We start from the raw sequence: 18,142 nt of genomic DNA, 5'->3' as shown, positions 1-18,142 counted from the left end.
GGAGGCAACGCCATGGAAGTGACACCGATACCCGGCGCCCCTCTCGGCGCCGTCGTGCACGGCGCCCAAGTGACCGGCGACATGGACAAGACGCACCTGGAGGAGATCTGGTCGGCGCTCGACACGTATCTCGTCCTCGTCCTACGCGGCCACGAGACCCCCTCCTACGAGGAGTTCCTGGCCTTCGGCCGCCGTTTCGGGCACATCCCGAAGACCGGTCTGACCAGCGGCGCACACCCCGAGCACAACGAGATCCTGATCGTCTCCAACCTGGTGGAGGACGGCCGCAAGATCGGCGTCGGCGACGCCGAGTGGATGGGCTGGCACACCGACTACTCCTTCCGTCCCCGCGTCTCCCAGGTCGGCTTCCTCGAGGCCGTCGAAGTGCCGTCCTCCGGCGGCGGGGAGACCCTCTTCACCGACATGTACGCCCTGTACGAGTCGCTGTCGCCCGAGGAGCGGCGGCGCCTGCACTCCTTCCGGGTCCGCCACGCCCTGCGCACCGGGTATGAGGAGACCATCGAGGAGGAGCTGCAGCGCGAGGTGACCCTCGGCGAGGGCACCGACCGGATCCAGCCCGAGGACGGCACCTCCACCGTCCACCCCCTCATCGCCCGCAACCCGCGCACCGGCCGCCGGTCGGTCTACATCAGCACCCTGAACACGGAGCGGATCGTGGACCTCGCCCCCGACGACAGCCGCGAGCTGCTCGACGGACTGCTCGCGCACGCGGGCAAGCCGCAGTACACCTACGCGCACACCTGGCAGCCCGGGGACCTCGTCATGTGGGACCAACTGGGCACCGTGCACGCCAAGCAGGCCTTCGACCCGGCCGAACGGCGCGTCATGCGCCAGGTCGTCAGCATCTTCGACGACCCGGCCGGCCCCTGGCGCGCGGAGGCCGCCGCATGAGCGCCGCTCCCGCCTGCCTGAGCCACAGCCGGGTCACGATCACCCCGGCGCTGCGCGCCGCCGTCGACCGGCTCGACCGCCGTTCGCGTCACCAGGCGGCCTACCACTTCGGCTGGATCACCGCGGGTGGCGCGCCCACCAGCGCCGACGCCGGCAAGGCCGTACGGCCGGCGCTCGCGCTGCTGTCGGCAGAGGCGGTCGGCGCCGCGCCGGAGGTCGCCCTGCCGGGAGCCGTCGCCGTGGAGCTCGTGCACAACTTCTCCCTGGTGCACGACGACCTGATGGACGGCGACGAGGAGCGCCGCCACCGGCGCACGGTGTGGAAGCTGTGGGGTCCCTCCAGCGCCATCCTGACCGGTGACGCGATGCTGGCGCTCGCCCAGGAGGTGCTGCTGGACACCGGGCTGCCGACGGCGGCGCCCGCCGCCCGGCTGCTGGCCCGGACCACCAGGCATCTGATCCGCGGCCAGGTGCAGGACCTGGCCTTCGAGCAGCGCTCGCACGTCACGGTCGAGGAGTGCGTCGACATGGCCGCGGGCAAGACCGGCGCGCTGCTGTCGGCGAGCGCCGCGATCGGCGCCGTCCTCGCCGGGGCGCCGGAGGCGGCGGTGGACGCGCTGGCGCTCTTCGGCGACCAGGTCGGCGTCGCCTTCCAGCTCGTCGACGACGTGCTCGGCATCTGGGGCGACCCGGCCGTCACCGGCAAACCGGTCCACTCCGACCTGCGCTCCCGGAAGAAGACGCTGCCGGTGAGCCACGCGCTGAACCAGGAGGGCCCGCTCGGCGACGAGCTGGCCGCCTGGCTCACCGCCCGTGGGCGCCCCGACGAGGAGGAACTGCGCCGCGTGGCCCGTCTGGTCGAGGACGCCGGCGGCCGCCACTGGGCGCTCGCCGAGGCCGCCCGGCGGATGGCGCTGGCCGAGGAAGCGCTGCGCGGCGTCGAACTGGAGGCCGGCGCGCGGGACGAACTCCTCGCGCTCGGACGGTTCGTCGTCGACCGCGAGGTCTGACTCCAGGCCGCCTCCCTCACCCCGTCGCCCCGCCGCAACCGGTGACTCTCCGATCAGCGCAGCACCCCCGCCCGGGCGCCACCGTGCCCGCTGCCCGTCCGAACCCACTCCCGAGGATTCCCCCATGCCCCAGGACGTCGACTTCCACATACCCCTGCCGGGCCGGCAGAGCCCGGATTTCGCCCGTGCCGACGCCGAGCAGCTCGCCTGGCCGCGCTCGCTCGGACTGATCAACTCAGAGGCGGCGGCCGAGCGCCATCTGCGCGGCGGCTACGCCGACCTGGCCTCCCGTTTCTACCCCCACGCCACCGGCGCCGATCTCGACCTGGGCGTCGACCTGATGTCGTGGTTCTTCCTCTTCGACGACCTCTTCGACGGGCCGCGCGGCGAGAACCCGCAGGAGACCAAACAGCTCACCGACGCGGTCGCGGCGGCGCTGGACGGCCCCCTCCCCGACACCGCGCCCCCCATCGCCCACGGCTTCGCCGACATCTGGCGGCGCACCAGCGAGGGCATGACGCCCGCCTGGTGCGCGCGCAGCGCCCGGCACTGGCGCAGCTACTTCGACGGCTATGTCGACGAGGCGGAGAGCCGTTTCTGGGACACGCCCTACGACTCCGCGGCGCAGTACCTGGCCGTGCGCCGGCAGACCATCGGGGTGCAGCCCACGGTCGACCTCGCCGAGCGCGCGGGCCGCTTCGAGGTACCGCACCGGGTCTTCGACAGCGCCGTGCTGTCCGCGATGCTCCAGATCGCCGTCGACGTCAATCTGCTGCTCAACGACATCGCGTCGCTGGAGAAGGAAGAGGCCCGCGGTGAGCAGAACAACATGGTGATGATTCTGCGCCGGGAGCACGGCTGGTCCAAGGACCGCAGCGTCGCCCACATCCAGAGCGAGGTGCGCGTGCGCCTTGAGCAGTACCTCGTGCTGGAGTCCTGCCTGCCGCAGGTCGGTGACATCTACCGGCTCGACGACGCCGAGCGCGAGGCCCTGGAGCGCTACCGCGACGACGCCGTGCGCACCGTGATCCGCGGTTCCTACGACTGGCACCGCTCCTCGGGCCGCTACGACGCCGAGTTCGCGCTCGCCGCCGGCGCCCAGGGATACCTGGAGGAGCTGGGCCGGATCACCCACTAGCGGCGCCGCCCGGCAGCGGCACGCCACCGTGTCGTGGCCGTCCTGGCGGCGTCGGCCCCGGGCGGAGCGGAACGGCTGTCAACAGACCAGTGAAGACGGGAAGTCGAGGATCGAATGACCGAGCAGACCACCTTCTCGGCGGGAGCGGCGCCCGGGGCGCTGCCCGTCGTGGGACACGCCCTGCAGATGATGCGTCACCCCGTGAACTTCATGACCTCGCTGTCGGCCTACGGCGACCTGGTCGAGATCAAGATCGGCCCCACCAGGGCCTACGTCCCCACCCACCCCGAACTGCTGCGGCACGTCCTGACCAACGACCGCCTCTTCGACAAGGGCGGCGTCTTCTACGACCGCGCCCGTGACATCGCCGGCAACGGCCTGGTCACCTGCCCGTTCGCCGACCACCGCCGCCAGCGCCGGCTGATGCAGTCGGCGTTCACCCGCGGCCAGCTCAAACGGTACGCCGAGGCCATGCGGGCCGAGATCGAGGACACGACGTCGCGCTGGCAGGACGGCATGGTCGTCGACGCCTTCCAGGAGATGTACGGCATGGCCCTGCGCACGGTCGGCCGCACCCTGTACTCCACCCCGGTCAGCCCCGAGCTGGCGGCCCAGGTGGAACGTTCCTTCGACGTCGTGCTCAACGGCCTGTTCCGGCAGATGTTCCTGCCGGCCTCGATCCGCCGGCTGCCGCTGCCCTCCCAGCGCCGGTACCGGAGCAACCTGCACTTCCTGCACGAGACCACCCAGCGGTTCATCGACGACTACCGCAGTTCCGGCACCGAGCGCGACGACCTGCTCGCCGCACTGCTCGCCTCCCGCGACGACGACGGCGGCAGGCTCGGCGACAAGGAGATCCACGACCAGGTCATCACCGTGATGGCGGCCGGCACCGAGACCGTCGCCGGCACCCTCACCTGGGTCTTCTACCTCCTCTCCCAGCACCCGGAGATCGAGGCCGCGCTCTACGACGAGATCGACACCGTCCTCGACGGCCGCGCCCCGCAGTGGGACGACCTGCCGAACCTCTCCCTGACCGACCGGATCATCTCCGAGACGCTGCGGCTGCACCCGCCGGCCTGGCTGTTCACCCGTCTGACCGCCTCCCCGACCGAACTGGCGGGCCGCCGGCTGCCGGCGGGTTCCACCGTCGTCTTCAGCCCCGCCGCGGTCGCCCAGTACGAGGACGCCTTCGTCCGTCCCGCGGAGTTCGACCCCGACCGCTGGCTGCCGGACCGGGTCGCGCCGGCGGCCCGCCACGCCTACGTGCCGTTCGGCACCGGCGCCCGCAAGTGCATCGGCGACCTCTACGCACGCACCGAGGCCACCCTCGGGCTCGCCACCGTCCTCGGCCGCTGGCGGGTCACCTGCGAGCCCGGCATGGACGTCCGCCCCGTCCCGCTGGCCACCGTCTACCACCCGCGCCGGCTGCGGCTGAGGCTGGACGCCCGCACCCCGCGCCGAATCGAGTCCCACCTCACCCGGTGAGCGCCCAGGAGGAGCGCGACGCGCTCACTCCCCCGACCGCGCTGTACGACCACGCCCTGCGCCTGCGCGGGACTCCCCCGGCGGAGTCCCGCGCAGGCGCGGCTGCTCCCGGCTGCCGACGTGGCCCGTCGATGCCTCTCAGCCGTAGCGGTTCAGGTCGTGGAAGAAGTCGGGGACCGTCCGGAGATCGCCCGTGGCGCCGAGCCGCTCGTGTACGTAGCGGGCGACGGCGAGGTCGAGGACGCCGAGACCGAACGGGGAGAAGACGACCGGCCGGTCGCCGGGGGGCGTGGTCTTCCCCTGCAGCACGTCGTAGAGCGAGCCGGCCACGAAATCGCGGTTGCCGACGCGCTGTTCGGTCAGGTGCAGCGAGGTGTTGGCCTTCATCGAGTGTTCGACGTCGTCGACGACGTTGTACGACGACAGGATGATCTCGGGGGCGAGGTCACGCAGCGAGAGGTGCAGGACCAGCGGGTTGTGGGTGAACCAGCTCGGGTCGGTGACGTGCGGCTCGCCCGCGACCGTGGCGAAGACGACGAGGTCCGAGCCGCGGACGAGGTCTTCGGGTGAGTCGTGCACGTTGACGGGCGCCTTCTCGGTGCGCGCGAGGTAACCGCGGAAGCCCTCGGCGTGCTCGGGGACCGCGTCGTGGACGCCCACTTGGCCGAAGACGAGCCCGTTGCCCGCCAGATAGGTGTGGACGTACCGCGCGATCAGCCCGGTGCCGAAGAAGCCGACGCGGACCGGGCGCCCCGCGTCCGCGGACTCCTCGCGCCGCGCGCGGAGTTCGACCGCGGCGAGGGCCGCGGACGCTGCGGTGCGCGAGGCGCTGATGATGGACGCCTCCAGGCAGGCGAACGGATACCCGGTCCTGGTGTCGTTCAGGATGAGCACGGCGGAGGCGCGCGGAAGCCCGGAGGCGACGTTCTCGGGGAAGCTGGAGATCCACTTCATGCCGTGCACGTCGGTCTCGCCTCCGATCGAGGCGGGCAGCGCGATGATCCGTGCGGAGGGACGGTCCGGGAAGCGCAGGAAGTAGGAGTCCGGGTTCACGGTCAGACCGGCGCCGTGCAGTTCGTACGCCGCTCGCACGATGCGGGTGATCTCCTCTTCCCTGCCACTGGTCGCCGCCTGCACCTGGGCTCCCGAGATCACCACGAACGAGGGCGGTTGCAGCATGTGACGGCTCCCTTGGTATCGGTCCATCTCGCGCGGGCCGGCCGGAACGCCGCCCCGCGGGCGTGGCGGCACTCGTCATCGGTGCCGGCCGGGTTCTCCTCCGCGCCTCGCCATGGATAGCAAGGCGGGGCGGAGCGATCAAAGACCGTGTTTCTCCCTACAGGGCCACGGCGGTGACCGACGGCCGTGGTGATTCCACGGCTCAGCCGGACGAGGGGGGCACCCGCAGACCGGGTGCCAGCGGCCCGAACACCTCGGCTCCCGGGCTGTCGAGGCATGCGGCCAGCACGCTGAGGTAGTCCCGGCCCAGGTCCCGCGCGCGGCCCGGGGAGAAGTCACGCCTGCGGTAGGTGAGAACCAGGTCGCCGCCGTCCGGGCGGTGGCTGAGGCGCACACTCAGCGGCCGCAGTGCGTAGGGCCAGCGGGGCGGCATCGGTGTCGCGGACAGCCCGCCGCCCAGCTCCTGGGCGTCCGCCGCACGCTCAGCGCCGAACTCCAGCCCGTCCAGCAGGTCACTGAGCTCGTCGGGGCCCGCGAGGTTGGGGGTGAGCAGATGCGGCGGCAGGTCCGCGTGCTGGAGGTCCTGGGCGAAGGCGTCCCGCACCTGTGGCAGCAGCGAGGCGAAGGTCGGGCTCCCGGAGAGGTCGGTACGGCACACCATGGGGTGCGAGAAGTCGCCGATCATGTCCTCGAGTTCACGGAGGTCCCGGAACGTCACCGGCGCCGGGACCGAGATGTCCCGGGACCCCGTGTACCGGGCGAGGAGGACCTGGAACGCGGTGAGGGCCCCGACGAACACGGTGGTGCCGTGCTCGCGTACGCACGCGCGCAGCGCCGCCGGCAGCCCGCCGGGCAGCGGGAGCACCACGGCGTCCCCGAGTTCCGCAGGCAGGTCCGGGTGCGGCCGGTCGGACGGTAGCGAGGGGGGCAGCGCGCCGGCGAGCCGCCGTGTCCAGTAGCCGGTCCGCCGGGACCGGTGGGCGTCGCTGGTCCGGTCCCGCTGCCACACGGCGTGGTCGGCGTACTGGAGGGGCGGCGGCGGAGGCGCCGCGGGTCGTCCGGCGCGGGCGGCGAGGTAGGCGGCAGCGAGGTCCGCGAGGAGGATCTCGGTGGCCCGGGCGTCCGCGACCATGTGGTGGAGGACCACGATCACGATGTGGTCCTCGGCGTCGAGGCGCAACAGCCGGGCCCGGACCAGCGGACCGTGTGCCAGGCCGGGGAGCTGGTCGACCTCGGCCCGGGTCAACGCGTCGAAGTCCGCGAGTGTTCCGTCCGTGACGGGGATCCGCAGCCGCAGGGCGGGCGAGACGACTTGGGTGAGCCGGCCGTCCTCCGCCTCCCGCAGCACCGTGCGCAGGATCTCGTGCCGTGCCAGCACGGCGTTCAGCGCCTGCTCCAGCGCCGTCGTGTCCAGCGGCCCGCGCAGCCGCATTCCGGCCAGCACCACGGGGGCCGGCCGGGGGCGGGCCCGTGTCCTCGTCCATGCCCACTCCTGGGCCGGCGACGCGGGGAACCGCGCGACCCCCTGGGGGCGCGGCACCACCGGGATGGTGGCACGGGTGCCGCGCAGCCGCCGGAGAAGTCCGGCTTCGAGTTCGGCCCGGGCCGCGAGGCCGGGAGCCACCGGCGGGGTCGCTGGGGCAGGAGCCACCGGCGGGGTCGCGGGGGCGGCGGGTTCCTCGGGGGGCGGTGCCACGGCTCACCCTGCCAGGGAGGGGCCCGGGGCCCGCCCCAGTCCGGTGGCGAAGGTGCGCATCAGCTCGTCGGGGCCTTCCAGGAACCCGTAGTGCGGGCCCTTGAGGAGGGTGAAGGTCGTCTCGCCGAGGTCGGACCACTCGTGCAGGAGCTGGTGCGGGACCTCCACGTCCTCGTCCCAGCCGAGCACAGTGGCGGGACACGGCAGCGGGTCGGGGTCCGCGACGCCGTAGCGCTTGTGCGCCGCCACGTCGAAGAGCAGTACCTCCAGGCTGAGTTCCACCATGTCCGGGCGGGGTACGCCGCCGAGTTCCGTGATGAGGGTGCGGACCTCCTCGCGGAGCTCGTCGTCGCTCATGTCGAGGAACCGGCCGTGCACGCCCTTGTGCGGGGCCACCTGGGAGGAGACGAACAGGCGTGCCGGCACGGGGTAGCCGCGTCGCTCAAGGCGGAGCGCCGTCTCGTAGGCGATCAGCGCGGAGCTGCAGTGGCCGAAGAAGGCGAACGGGCGGTCCAGATAAGGAAGAAGCGCCTCGCAGAGCATGTCGGCGAGTGAGCCGAACGACATGAAGGGGTCTTCCCTGAGCCGGTTCTCACGGCCGGGGAACTGCACCGGGCAGAGCTCGACGTCCCCGGTGAACCTGGGCCACTTCCGGTACATGCTGGCGCCGCATCCGGAGTACGGCAGGGCGAACAGGCGCGCCCCGGCGTCCGGTGACGGCTCCTCGAGGAACCAGCGTGGGCGACGGTTTCCGGTCACGGGTGCTCCTCGTTCGGGCTGGACTGCGGTGAGCGGCCGTTCTCGTCCTGCGCCAGGAGCCGTTCGAGTACCCGGCGGGCCAGGCCGTCGATGTCGACGCGTCCGAACAGCTCCCGCACGGGGAACTCCACGCCGTACTCCTCGCGTACGCGGTTGCGCAGCTGGAGCAGCGACAGCGAGTCCCCACCGAGGTCGAGGAAGTCGTCGTCGACCCCGATGCGCTCCAGTCCGAGCAACTCACAGAAGATCTCGTGCAGTTCGAGCTCGATGGGCGTCTGCGGGGCGCGGTAGGGGACCTCCGCCGGGGGTTGTGCCGGCTCCTCGCTCCACGGCATGGGCTGCCGGTCCACGGGCTTGGTGGAGACCGGTGCGTCGGGATCGGCCGCGATGCCTTCGAGGATCGTGACGAACTCGGCGGCCATCTCCGTGACGGTCGCCGCGTCGAACAGCTCGCTGCTGTACTCGAGGAACGCCCGGTAGCCGGTCTCGTCGTCGGGTTCGAGGTCGAGCGCGAGTTCGTAGCTCGCGGCCTTCGAGTCCGGGCGCAGCGGCTCGATCACCAGGTCGGGGGTACGCAGTTCGGGCACCGGCATGTTCTGCAGCACGAGCATGGCCTGGACCTGCGGAGTGCCCGCCGTGGACCGGCGCTGGACCCGCAGCAGCTCCAGGGCCGACTCGAACGGGAACTCCTGATCGTCGAAGGCCTCAGCGCAGGTGTTCCTGACGCGCCCGATCAGCTCGCGGGCCGTCGGCTCCCCCGAGACGTCGGTGCGCAGCAGCAGCGGGTTGACGAAGAAGCCGATCAGTCCGGCGAGTTCGGGCCGGGTCCGGCCGGCCATGGGGGACGCGACGGTGATGTCCTGCTGTCCCGAGTAGCGCGAGAGCAGCACGTCGAACGCGGCCAGGAAGACCATGAACGCCGTGGCCCGCTCCTGCCTGGCCAGCGCGTCCAGCCGGGACACCAGGGGGGCCGGCACCGTGAACGTGTGGGTGTCGCCCGCGAAGGTGGGCTCGGCCGGGTACGGGCGGTCGGTGAACAGCCGCAGTGGAGGAGCGCCGTCCAGGCGGCGCTGCCAGCGCCGGGTCAGGCCGCTGAGCTTCTCCCCGCGCAGGTTCTCGTGCTGCCACATCGTGAAGTCCGCGTACTGGATCTCCAGCGGCGGCAGCCCGGGGTCCTCGCCGCGCAGGTAAGCGCCGTAGCAGGCCGTCAGCTCGGCGACGAAGAGGGCGGACGACACACCGTCGGTGACGATGTGGTGCATGACCAGTACCGCGACATGCTCCTCGGGAGCCGTGCGCAGCAGCCGCATCCGCACCAGGGGTCCCCGGTACAGGTCGAACGGCTTCGTCACCTCGGCGGTGACGGCCGCCTCCAGGTCGCCGCGAGCGACGTCGGTCACCGGGACGTCGAGCTCCGAGGCGGGGCCGATGATCTGCACCGGACCGTCCTCGTCGAGGTCGAACACGGTGCGCAGCGCCTCGTGCCGGTCCACGACGGTGTTGAGGGCGCGGCGCAGTGCCCCGGTGTCCAGCCGGCCGCGCAGCCGCAGTGCCGCCAGCACGTGGTAGGTCGGACGGCCGGGGTTGATCTCGTTCTCCAGCCACATGCTGCGCTGGGCGAAGGAGGCGGGGAAGACCAGCACCTCGTCGTCAGTCACGGGCGGCACCCTCTCCGGTCGTCGGGGTGCGCCCGGAGCCGCTTGGACGCTTCCTGCGGAACGCCGACCTGTCCCTGGGGCGGATCGCCGGTGTCTCCTCGGGCTCCGGGGCCTGCGCCTGCTCGTCGATGTAGGCGGAGACCTCCGCGACCGTGGGGGTCTGGAAGAGCTGGCCGAGGGGAAGGTCCAGCTCGAACTCGTTCCGCAGTCTGTCGATGACCGCGGCTCCCATCAGCGAGTGGCCGCCCAGGGCGAAGAAGTCGTCGTGGATGCCGGGGTTGTCGACGCCCAGGACGTCCGCCCAGATCTTCAGGACCCGCTGCTGGGTGGTGGTCAGGTTCTTCACCGCCTCGCGGCCCTTGGTCCGGGGCTCGGACGCCTCGTACGGCGGCGGGAAGGCCGTCACGTCCAGGTGGCCGTCGGTACGCAGCGGCCAGGCGGTCACGGGCTCGACGGTCGCCGGGACGGCGTGCAGCGGCAGCCGGTCCCGCAGGTAGCCCCGCAGCAGGGCCGGCATGGAGCGCGCCCACGCGCCGAACGCCGGGTCGGGGGCCGGCGCGGCGGCGGCCGGCTCGGCACGGGTGTAGCCGCCCGACAGCAGCCGGGACAGCGGCACGGCCGAGCCGGGCTCGGCGCTCTGCGCGCGCAGCGCGACCGTCAGCTCGTCGAGGCGTGTTCCGCTCGGGCCGGCGGCCGCCTCGTAACCGGCGGCGTGCGCGACCGCCAGCAGGGCCACGGGGTCGACGTCCCGATCGGCGGGTACCGGACGGTTCAGGGCTCCGGCGACCGATCCGGCCGTGGTCGTCTCGCCGTCGTGCAGCGCCTCCAGCGCCGCCGCCGTCGTGGCGAGGTCCGAGTGCGGTACGCGGTGGATGACGAGGTGGTCCGGGGCGTCCGCGGACCGCAGCAGGTCGCCGAACATCTCGGCGGTCAGCCGCTCGGCCGCCCAGTCCCGTCGTTCCACGAGCGGCGGGACGGCGTCGCCGGGGCCGACGTGCAGGACGGCGTCGTAGCGGAACCGGGTCAGTTCGCCGGGGTGCGGACCGATCCTGCGCACGAGGGCGGCATCGGTCACGCCGGGGAGCCGTTCCGCGAGGTCCAGGAAGAACTCGGGCGCCAGCGCGAACCCTTCCGCGGCGGCGGCGCGCCGGGCGACGGCCTCGCGCAGCTGCGCCACCGGGGTGTCGTGCGGGAGCCGGTCCAGCTCGGCCGGCAGGAAGATCGCTTCCTGCCCCCCGAGGTCCGGCACGTCGCTGACGACGATCCTGCCGCCGGGAGACACCACCCGGACCGCGTTGGTGACGATCTCCTCCAGATAGCCCGCGTCGGGGCAGTAGGCGGCGAGATTGTTCACGACCACGGTGTCGAAGCCGGCGTCCTCGAAGGCCGTGAAGTCATCGGGCGCCAGGTCCAGGACCTCCACCACATCGGCCTTGGACGCCAGGCGGTCGCGCTGGGCACCGATGTGCCCACGGGCGCGTACCGACATCTCGGTGGCCCGGTAGGCGTCACAGCGCGGGGCCAGACGGAACAGCAGGAGCCCGTTGCGGCAGCCGATCTCCAGGATGCGGCGCGGTCCGGCGTCGAGCACCTGCCGTACGGCCGCGTCGGTCCACTCCCGCAGGGCTTCGGCGGTCAGCTCCTCGCCGCTCCTCGGGCTGCGCCAGCCGGTGGTGTTGAGCGCGGGGTCGCTTTCCGGGTCACGCCCCAGATATGCCTGGGCGAAACGGTCACGCCTTCGTTCGGGGTCCGGCGCGGGCGTCTTCTCGGGGAGTACGTGGGCGACGAGTGCGCCGGCGTCCGTCACCGAGAGGTGGGCCCTGGCCGCCGCGGGATGCGCGGCCAGTTCCGCGGTCACGTCCCCCAGTTCGACGGGACGGCCCTGCAGCACCGTGCGTCCGGCCGGCCGGCCGAGGATCTCCAGTGTGCCGGGAGTCACCCAGCGTGCCCGGTCACCGGTCGGCCTCGGCTCGTCCTGCGTCCAGCGGGGGCGGTCCAGATGGCCGGCGGCGCGGGAGGAACCCGCCATGTACAGGTCGCCCGCGACACCGGCGGGCACCGGCCGGGCGTGCTCGTCCAGTACCGACAAGCGGGTGTCGCCGAGTGGAGCGCCCACGGGAAGGCGGCCGGAGGCGACGGCGGCGGGGTCCCCCTGGCACACCCGGTGGGCGGCGACGGGACCGGCCTCGGCCAGTGAGAGGACGTTGAAGAGCTGGGCGTGGGGGGCGAGACGGAGGAACGCTTCGGCCGTGTCGGGCCACAGCTCCCCGCCCGCGCAGATCACGCGCGGGGGCACGGCCGTGCCCGGCTCCGCGCCCGGCGCGGGCGGCCGGGAGGCGGTCAGCAGCGCCTCCAGTCGTACGGGGTCCGTGAGCAGGGTCCCCTGCCGGTCGTCCGCTCCGGTCGGCGGTGTCGCGGCGGACCCGAGACACAGGCGGCCACCGGCGCCCAGCGGCCACAGCAGCGCGGTGACCAGCAGGTCGGCGGTGACCTCGCCGGACACCGTCACCTGCTCGCCCGGCTCCAGCGGGAAGGCGCCGCGCAGGCCGCGCACGCGCGCGGCCGTACTGGCGTGGGTGTGCGCGTTCAGCGTCCCGCCCCGCGACCGGATGAGCAGCGCGGGGTCCTGCGGCCCCGGCGTCACCGCCGGCGGGGTGCCCGGGTACGAGCGGATGCTCTCGTTCTCGGCGTCCAGCGCGCACAGCACCGCACCCGTGTCGCGCGCGCTGTCGAGCAGTCCGGCGGAGATCAGCTCCGTGGAGGTGAGCACCACCGCGGGGGTGCAGCGCCGCACCGCGTCGGCGATCTCGTCCCGGGTGAGCGAGGCGTCCAGTGGGAGCGCGACGGCGCCCGCGGCGAGGATGCCCAGCAGCGCGACGGGGAGTCCGGCCGACACCGGCAGGCGGAGTGCGACGACGGCCCCCGGCCCGACGCCGTGCTCGGCGAGCAGGTAGTGGGCCAGCCGGTGGGCCTCGCCGGTGAGTTCCCCGTGGGTCAGCCGGTCTTCGCCCGCGCGTACGACCGGAGTCTCGGCGCCGCGGTCCCGGTGTGCGGCGATGAGGTCGAGGACGGTGTGCGGCTCCTGCGGGGCGCTGCCCTCGGGGCCGCACACGACGGCGTCCCGCTCGGGGCACAGCGGCAGGTGCCACAGCGCCTCGTCCGGGTTCGCGACGGCGCCTTCGAGCAGGCTGTACACGGCGTCCAGCAGGCGCTGGACGGTCGCCGTGTCCATGATGTCGGCGGCGAACCACAGTTTGCCGTCGATACCGCCGCCCTCGGTGGGCGAGAGCTCGAACTCCAGGTCGAACCTGGCCTTACCGGTGTCCAGCGTCTCGATGTCGACCGTGAGGCCGGGGATGCTCAGCTCTTCCCAGGGGGTGTTGTGCAGACCGACCATGTGCCGGATGAGGGGTGTGTGCGCGCTGGCCTCACGCTCGGGATTGATCTCTTCGATGATCTTCTCGAAGGGGACGTCCTGGTGGGCGTAGCCGTCCGTCGCCTCCTTCCGCACGTGGCGCAGGAACTCGCGGAACGTCAGCCCGTCGGCCGGCTCCACGCGGATCGGGAGCGTGTTGACGAAACTGCCGACCACCGACTCGGTCTCGGCCCGGTTCCGGTTGGCGACCGGCACACCCATGACCAGGTCCCGCTGGCCGCTCCACCGGGACAGCACCGCGGACACACCGGCCAGGAGGACCATGAACAAGGTGGCCCGCTCGGACTCGCCGAGGGCCTTGAGGCGCTGGACGAGCGCGGCGGGCATCGCCACGTCGATCGAGCCGCCGTCCCAGGTGCGCTCCGGCGGACGCAGCCGGCCGGTGGGCAGCTCCAGCGCATGCGCGCCGGTGAGCCGCTCCCGCCAGTACGCCAGGTGTCCGTCGAGGGCGCCGCCGGCCTGCCACTCCTGCTGCCACAGGGCGAAGTCGCCGTACTGTACGAGGGGTTCGGGGAGCGTGGGCTCGCGGTCCGCCGCGTACGCCTCGTAGAGCGCGCTCAGTTCCTGGAGCAGGATGCCGAGCGACCAGCCGTCGGTGGCGATGTGGTGCTGGCTGAGCAGCAGCAGGTGCTCGTCGTCGGCCACCTGGAGCAGGACCGGCCGCAGCAGCAGGTCACGGGTCAGGTCGAACGGCCTGTCGACCTCCTGCTGGTGAAGCCGGCGTACCGTCTCGTCCCGTCGCTCGGCGTCCAGGCCCCGCAGATCGTGCACGGGCATGGGGACGCGGCACGGCGCGGCGACACGCTGCACCGCGTCGCCCCCGTCGCCGAGGTGGAAGGTCGAACGCAGTACTTCGTGACGCCTGAGGAGCTCATCCACGCAACGCTGCAGCACCCCGTGGTCGACCTGTCCGCGCAGCTTGGCCACTCCCACGATGTTGTACATCGTCGACGTCGGCTGCAGCCGGTGGAAGAACCACATGCGCTGCTGGGCGAAGGACAGGGGGAGGTGCGTACGCTCCCCCGGCCTCGCCGTGATGCGAGCCTCCGCGCGGTCCAGTCCCTCGTCGTCGAGGAGCTGGTCCAGAAGCCTGCGCTGGTCTGAGCTGAGCCAGTCGCTCCCCATGGGTGTAAAACCACCTCGCGCTGCTAGAAGATCAGGGTCTGTCGCGCCACTCCACACCTGCCGCTGGAGCCAACACGCTCTGCCCCGGGGTCGCCCGGCCGGTAGTCGGTAGCTTCCCGGACGTGCCCCGGCGCGGCCGTTCTACCGGTCCGGTACGAGGATCGCCGGGGGCGGCGGGGACGGCCATCGGTCGTTTCCCCGACTGGTGCCGTTCCCGGGCCGGCGAGAAGACTTCCACCCCTGCGCGGGTCCAACGGCCACCCGTGAAGGGGCACATGCCCCGTGCCGGCAGGGACCGAGCGCGTCATTCGCAGGGAGTCGTCTTGTCCTCTGAGTCCCTCCCCCTCGCCAGGGGATCGCAGCAGACAGCCAACGGCGCCCGGCAGGCGCAGGGCCCCGCCGGGGCCGGCGGGCGAGTGGGCGGTCTCGCACCGACCGCGGCCGCCGCCGTCCGCCTGCGGGGGCGGCTCGACACCTCCGCGCTCCAGGCCGCGCTGTCCGATCTGGTGGGCCGCCACGAGGCCCTGCGCACCTGCGTCACGTCCGGCCCCGGCCAGGAGCCGGTGCGGGTGGTGCACCCGCCGGACCGGGTGACGGTGGAGTTCAGCCGCGAGGACGTCGGGGCGCGGGAGGTCGAGGCGCGCCTGGCGCGCGTACCGGACGGCCGGGCGGACCCCGGCTCGAAGTCGCCGCTGCGCGCCGAGCTGTGGCGGGTGCGGGACGGGGGCGGGCCGGCGGGCACCCCGGAGTGGATCGTGCTGATGCGCGCCCCGGAGGCCGTCGCGGACAGCCGGTGGATGGAGATCCTGCTGGCGGACCTGGCCGCGGCGTACCGGGCGCGGCTCGCCGGACGTCGGCCGGATCCGGTCGCGCCACCAACGCCGCCGCACGCCGCCCGGGTACGCGAACGGCAGGCCGGGCGTTCGGCGCGAGAGGTGCAGGCGTACTGGGCGCGGCGGCTCGCCGGCGCGGCCCCGCTCCAGCTGCCCACGGACCGGCCGGTCACACCCGGACGGTCGGGTCACGGGGCCGCCGTGCCCGCCGAGTTCCCCGCGGACCTCGCCGACGCGCTGCGTGCGCTGGCCGCGGCGGAGGGCACCGACCTGTTCACGGTGCTGCTCAGCGCGACCGCGGTCGTTCTGGGGGGCTGGTCGGGGCGTACGGACGTCGTCATCGGCGTACCGGTCCCCGGCCGTGACGCGGACGGGCCCGGCTCCCTCGTGGGGGACTTCGCCGGTGTGGTGCCGCTGCGCGTCGGACTGGCCGGCGGTGAGCCCTTCCGGCAGCTCCTGCGGCGGACCGACGCCGCCCGCCGGGAAGACCTCTCCCACGCGGACACGCCGGCCGGGCCGCACGGCGCGGGCGGCGGGCCGGACGCGGGACCCGCGCTCGCGCAGGCGCTCCTGGCCTTGCGGGGGCCGCTGCCGGAGCCCCCGCGGTTCCCCGGGCTCGAATCCGAGTGGCTCGGCGTTCCGGCGTCCATGGCCGGCATCCAGGTCCGCGTCGAACTCGCCCCGACGGCTTCCGGGGCCCTCACCGGCTCGCTGGTCCACGCGACCGATCTGTTCGACGGCGCCACCGCGCAGCGGCTCGTCGAGTCACTGCTGACGGTCTGCCGGGCGGTGGCCCGTGCCCCCGACAGTCCGGCGCCGCCGCCACTGATGTCGGACGCCCAGCACCGTCTGATCACCACCGGTTTCAGTGGCGCCGGCCGGCCCGGGCCGAGCTCACCGCCGGTGCACGCCTGGTTCGAACAGCGGGCCGACGAGGCACCGGACCGCGTCGCGGTGATCGCCGACATCGGCGGCTCCCCCGCTCAGCTCTCCTACCAGGAGCTGGAGGAGCGCGCCAACCAGGTCGCGTGGTGGCTGCGGGGACGCGGCGTGGGCGCCGAGGACCGGATCGGCGTGCACCTGAACCGCGGCCTCGACCTCGTCTGCGTGCTGCTGGGCATCTTCAAGGCGGGCGCGACCTATGTGCCGCTGGATCCGCAGTCGCCGCCCGAACGGCTCGACCACGTCGTCCGGGACGCCGCTCCCCTGCTGTGCCTTTCCGACTCCGGTGGCGGTCCGCCGTCCGGTGGCGGTGTCACCGAGGTCGTCCCGTTCGGCGACGCGCGGGCGCGGTTCGCCGCCTGCCCGGTGAAGCGGCCACCGACCGGTGCCCTCGGCGCCGGCGCGGCCTGTCTGATCTACACGTCGGGATCGACCGGGAGACCCAAGGGTGTCGTGATGACCCATGCCGGCCTGGCGAACCAACTGGGCTGGCTCTGCGAGTCGATGGGCTTCGGGCCCGACGACGTCACCCTGCACAAGACACCGACGGGCTCGGACCCCTCCCTGTGGGAGATCCTCGTCCCGCTGATGAGCGGTGGCCGCCTCGTGCTCGCCGACGCCCGCGACCAGGGCGACCCCGCCTACCTCCTCGACGCGCACGCCCGGTACGGCGTCACCGCGTGCGACTTCTTCCCCTCCCTGCTGCGGCACTTCCTGGCGGAACCGGGGGTCACGGAGCGCGCCCGCGACCTGCGCCTGGTCATCTGCGGCGGCGAGGAGCTGAACGCCGATCTGTCCCGCCGGTTCGCGGACCTGCTGCCCACGGCCCAGCTGTACAACCTGTACGGGCCGACGGAAGCCACGATCGCCGTGACCTTCCACCAGGTGACCGGCAGGACCGTGGACCCGATCCCGATCGGCCGCCCGATACCCGGTACCGAGATCCACGTCCTCGACGAGCACGCCAGGCCGCAGCCCATCGGCGTACCGGGCGAACTGTTCATCGCCGGCGTGCAGCTCGCGCGAGGCTACCTGGGCCGGCCGGGGCAGACGGCGGACAGGTTCGTCCCGCATCCGCTGTCCCCCGGTGCGCGGCTCTACCGCACCGGTGACCGGGCCAGGTGGCTCGCGGACGGCGCTCTGGAGTACCTCGGCAGGCTCGACCACCAGGTCAAGATCCGTGGCTACCGGGTGGAACCGGCCGAGGTGGAGGCGGCGCTGACGGCACTTCCCGGGGTCGGTCAGGCTCTCGTCCTCGCACGGCCCGCACCCGGCGGCGGACTTCGGCTGGTCGCGTACCTGACCCCGTCACACCCCGGGGCGGTCACCGACACCGCGTCGCTGCGCCGGGCGCTGGCCCGGCTGCTTCCGTCCGGTGCGGTCCCCTCGGCGTTCGTCCGGCTGGACTCCTTCCCCCTGACCCCGGTGGGCAAGGTGGACCGCGAGCGGCTGCCGGCACCGGCGGACGGCCGCCGGTCGGCGACACCCGCGGCACCTACGGGATCTCCGGACTCTCCGACACCCGCGGCACCTCCGGACTCCCCGACATCCGCCGCACCTCCGGACTCCCCGACGCCTCCGGCTCCTCCGGCTCCCCCGGCGAACGAGGTCCAGGAGGTGCTGACGGGCATCTGGTCCGACGCGCTGCCCGCGGCGAGTCCCCCGGGCATCCATGACACGTTTTCCTCGCTCGGCGGCGATCTCGAGTGTGCCGAGCGCGTCGTGTCCCAGATCCGCGCCCTGTTCCGGATCGAGCTGCCGGCCCGCCGCGTCATCGAGGAGGCCACCGTCGAGAGGCTCGCGAAGCTGCTCCAGGACCGGGACCCGGCGAAGGGCGACGGCGTCGCACGCACCGCCCGGCTCGTCCTGCGCGTCCGGGCCATGTCGCCGGACGAGATCACCGCGAAGCTGCGGGGCTGAGGCGGTGCGCTCCCGCAGGGCCTCCCCCGGACCACGTACCCGCGGG

The 18,142-nt window shown here is 73.1% G+C and carries 10 protein-coding genes; 5 read left to right on the top strand and 5 right to left on the bottom strand.

Annotation, left to right across the window (positions count from 1 at the left end; translation table 11 throughout):
* Positions 1 to 12: 12 nt before the first annotated feature.
* From ptlD to ptlI, 4 genes are all read left to right on the top strand, one after another.
* Entirely contained in the window at positions 13 to 912 is a 900-nt protein-coding gene (ptlD, locus tag TNCT1_RS17085; protein WP_143632839.1) for a neopentalenolactone/pentalenolactone F synthase, read from the top strand.
* Positions 909 to 1,922, top strand: a complete 1,014-nt coding sequence (locus TNCT1_RS17080) for a polyprenyl synthetase family protein (protein ID WP_143632837.1) — start codon at positions 909 to 911, stop codon at positions 1,920 to 1,922. Before ptlD ends, TNCT1_RS17080 begins: the two co-directional genes overlap by 4 nt.
* 124 nt (positions 1,923 to 2,046) lie before the next feature.
* Positions 2,047 to 3,060 carry a pentalenene synthase gene (ptlA, locus tag TNCT1_RS17075; protein WP_143632835.1) on the top strand — a complete coding sequence of 338 codons (1,014 nt, stop codon included), beginning with the start codon at positions 2,047 to 2,049 and terminating at the stop codon, positions 3,058 to 3,060.
* A gap of 114 nt (positions 3,061 to 3,174) precedes the next feature.
* Positions 3,175 to 4,548: a pentalenene oxygenase gene (ptlI, locus tag TNCT1_RS17070; protein ID WP_143632832.1), complete on the top strand. Its 1,374-nt coding sequence runs from the start codon at positions 3,175 to 3,177 to the stop codon at positions 4,546 to 4,548.
* Positions 4,549 to 4,686: 138 nt separating this feature from the next.
* On the opposite strand, the gene sbnB is transcribed toward ptlI, so the two are convergent.
* From sbnB to TNCT1_RS17045, 5 genes are all read right to left on the bottom strand, one after another.
* Positions 4,687 to 5,727, bottom strand: coding sequence for a 2,3-diaminopropionate biosynthesis protein SbnB (gene sbnB / locus TNCT1_RS17065; RefSeq protein ID WP_143632830.1), 1,041 nt, complete (start codon positions 5,725 to 5,727; stop codon positions 4,687 to 4,689).
* Positions 5,728 to 5,929: 202 nt separating this feature from the next.
* Positions 5,930 to 7,423, bottom strand: coding sequence for a condensation domain-containing protein (locus TNCT1_RS17060; protein ID WP_216856627.1), 1,494 nt, complete (start codon positions 7,421 to 7,423; stop codon positions 5,930 to 5,932).
* A gap of 3 nt (positions 7,424 to 7,426) precedes the next feature.
* The gene (locus TNCT1_RS17055) at positions 7,427 to 8,182 is read right to left on the bottom strand and encodes a thioesterase II family protein (protein ID WP_235902651.1); all 756 of its coding nucleotides are present in this window, start codon (positions 8,180 to 8,182) and stop codon (positions 7,427 to 7,429) included.
* Positions 8,179 to 9,840, bottom strand: a complete 1,662-nt coding sequence (locus tag TNCT1_RS17050) for a condensation domain-containing protein (RefSeq protein ID WP_216856625.1) — start codon at positions 9,838 to 9,840, stop codon at positions 8,179 to 8,181. Before TNCT1_RS17050 ends, TNCT1_RS17055 begins: the two co-directional genes overlap by 4 nt.
* A complete protein-coding gene (locus TNCT1_RS17045) occupies positions 9,833 to 14,401 on the bottom strand; it encodes a condensation domain-containing protein (protein ID WP_143632828.1) in 4,569 nt (1,522 codons plus the stop codon). The genes TNCT1_RS17050 and TNCT1_RS17045 overlap by 8 nt, the downstream gene beginning before the upstream one ends.
* Before the next feature lie 323 nt (positions 14,402 to 14,724).
* Here TNCT1_RS17045 and TNCT1_RS17040 point away from each other — a divergent pair, with 323 nt between their 5' ends.
* Complete coding sequence (locus TNCT1_RS17040) at positions 14,725 to 18,096, top strand: amino acid adenylation domain-containing protein (protein WP_160160402.1); 3,372 nt, start codon at positions 14,725 to 14,727, stop codon at positions 18,094 to 18,096.
* The last annotated feature ends 46 nt before the right edge of the window (positions 18,097 to 18,142 follow it).

This window comes from Streptomyces sp. 1-11 (assembly GCF_007176755.1).
In the GTDB taxonomy this organism is placed as follows: domain Bacteria; phylum Actinomycetota; class Actinomycetes; order Streptomycetales; family Streptomycetaceae; genus Streptomyces.
The sequence above is the reverse complement of the archived record's forward strand: the minus strand, read 5'-3'. Positions and strand labels throughout refer to the sequence as shown.

Bases quoted from the DNA above. Each gene is read 5' to 3' on its own strand.
- ptlD (WP_143632839.1), top strand. From the start codon at position 13: ATGGAAGTGACACCGATACCCGGCGCCCCTCTCGGCGCCGTCGTGCAC.
- TNCT1_RS17080 (WP_143632837.1), top strand. From the start codon at position 909: ATGAGCGCCGCTCCCGCCTGCCTGAGCCACAGCCGGGTCACGATCACC.
- ptlA (WP_143632835.1), top strand. From the start codon at position 2,047: ATGCCCCAGGACGTCGACTTCCACATACCCCTGCCGGGCCGGCAGAGC.
- ptlI (WP_143632832.1), top strand. From the start codon at position 3,175: ATGACCGAGCAGACCACCTTCTCGGCGGGAGCGGCGCCCGGGGCGCTG.
- sbnB (WP_143632830.1), bottom strand. From the start codon at position 5,727: ATGCTGCAACCGCCCTCGTTCGTGGTGATCTCGGGAGCCCAGGTGCAG.
- TNCT1_RS17045 (WP_143632828.1), bottom strand. From the start codon at position 14,401: ATGGGGAGCGACTGGCTCAGCTCAGACCAGCGCAGGCTTCTGGACCAG.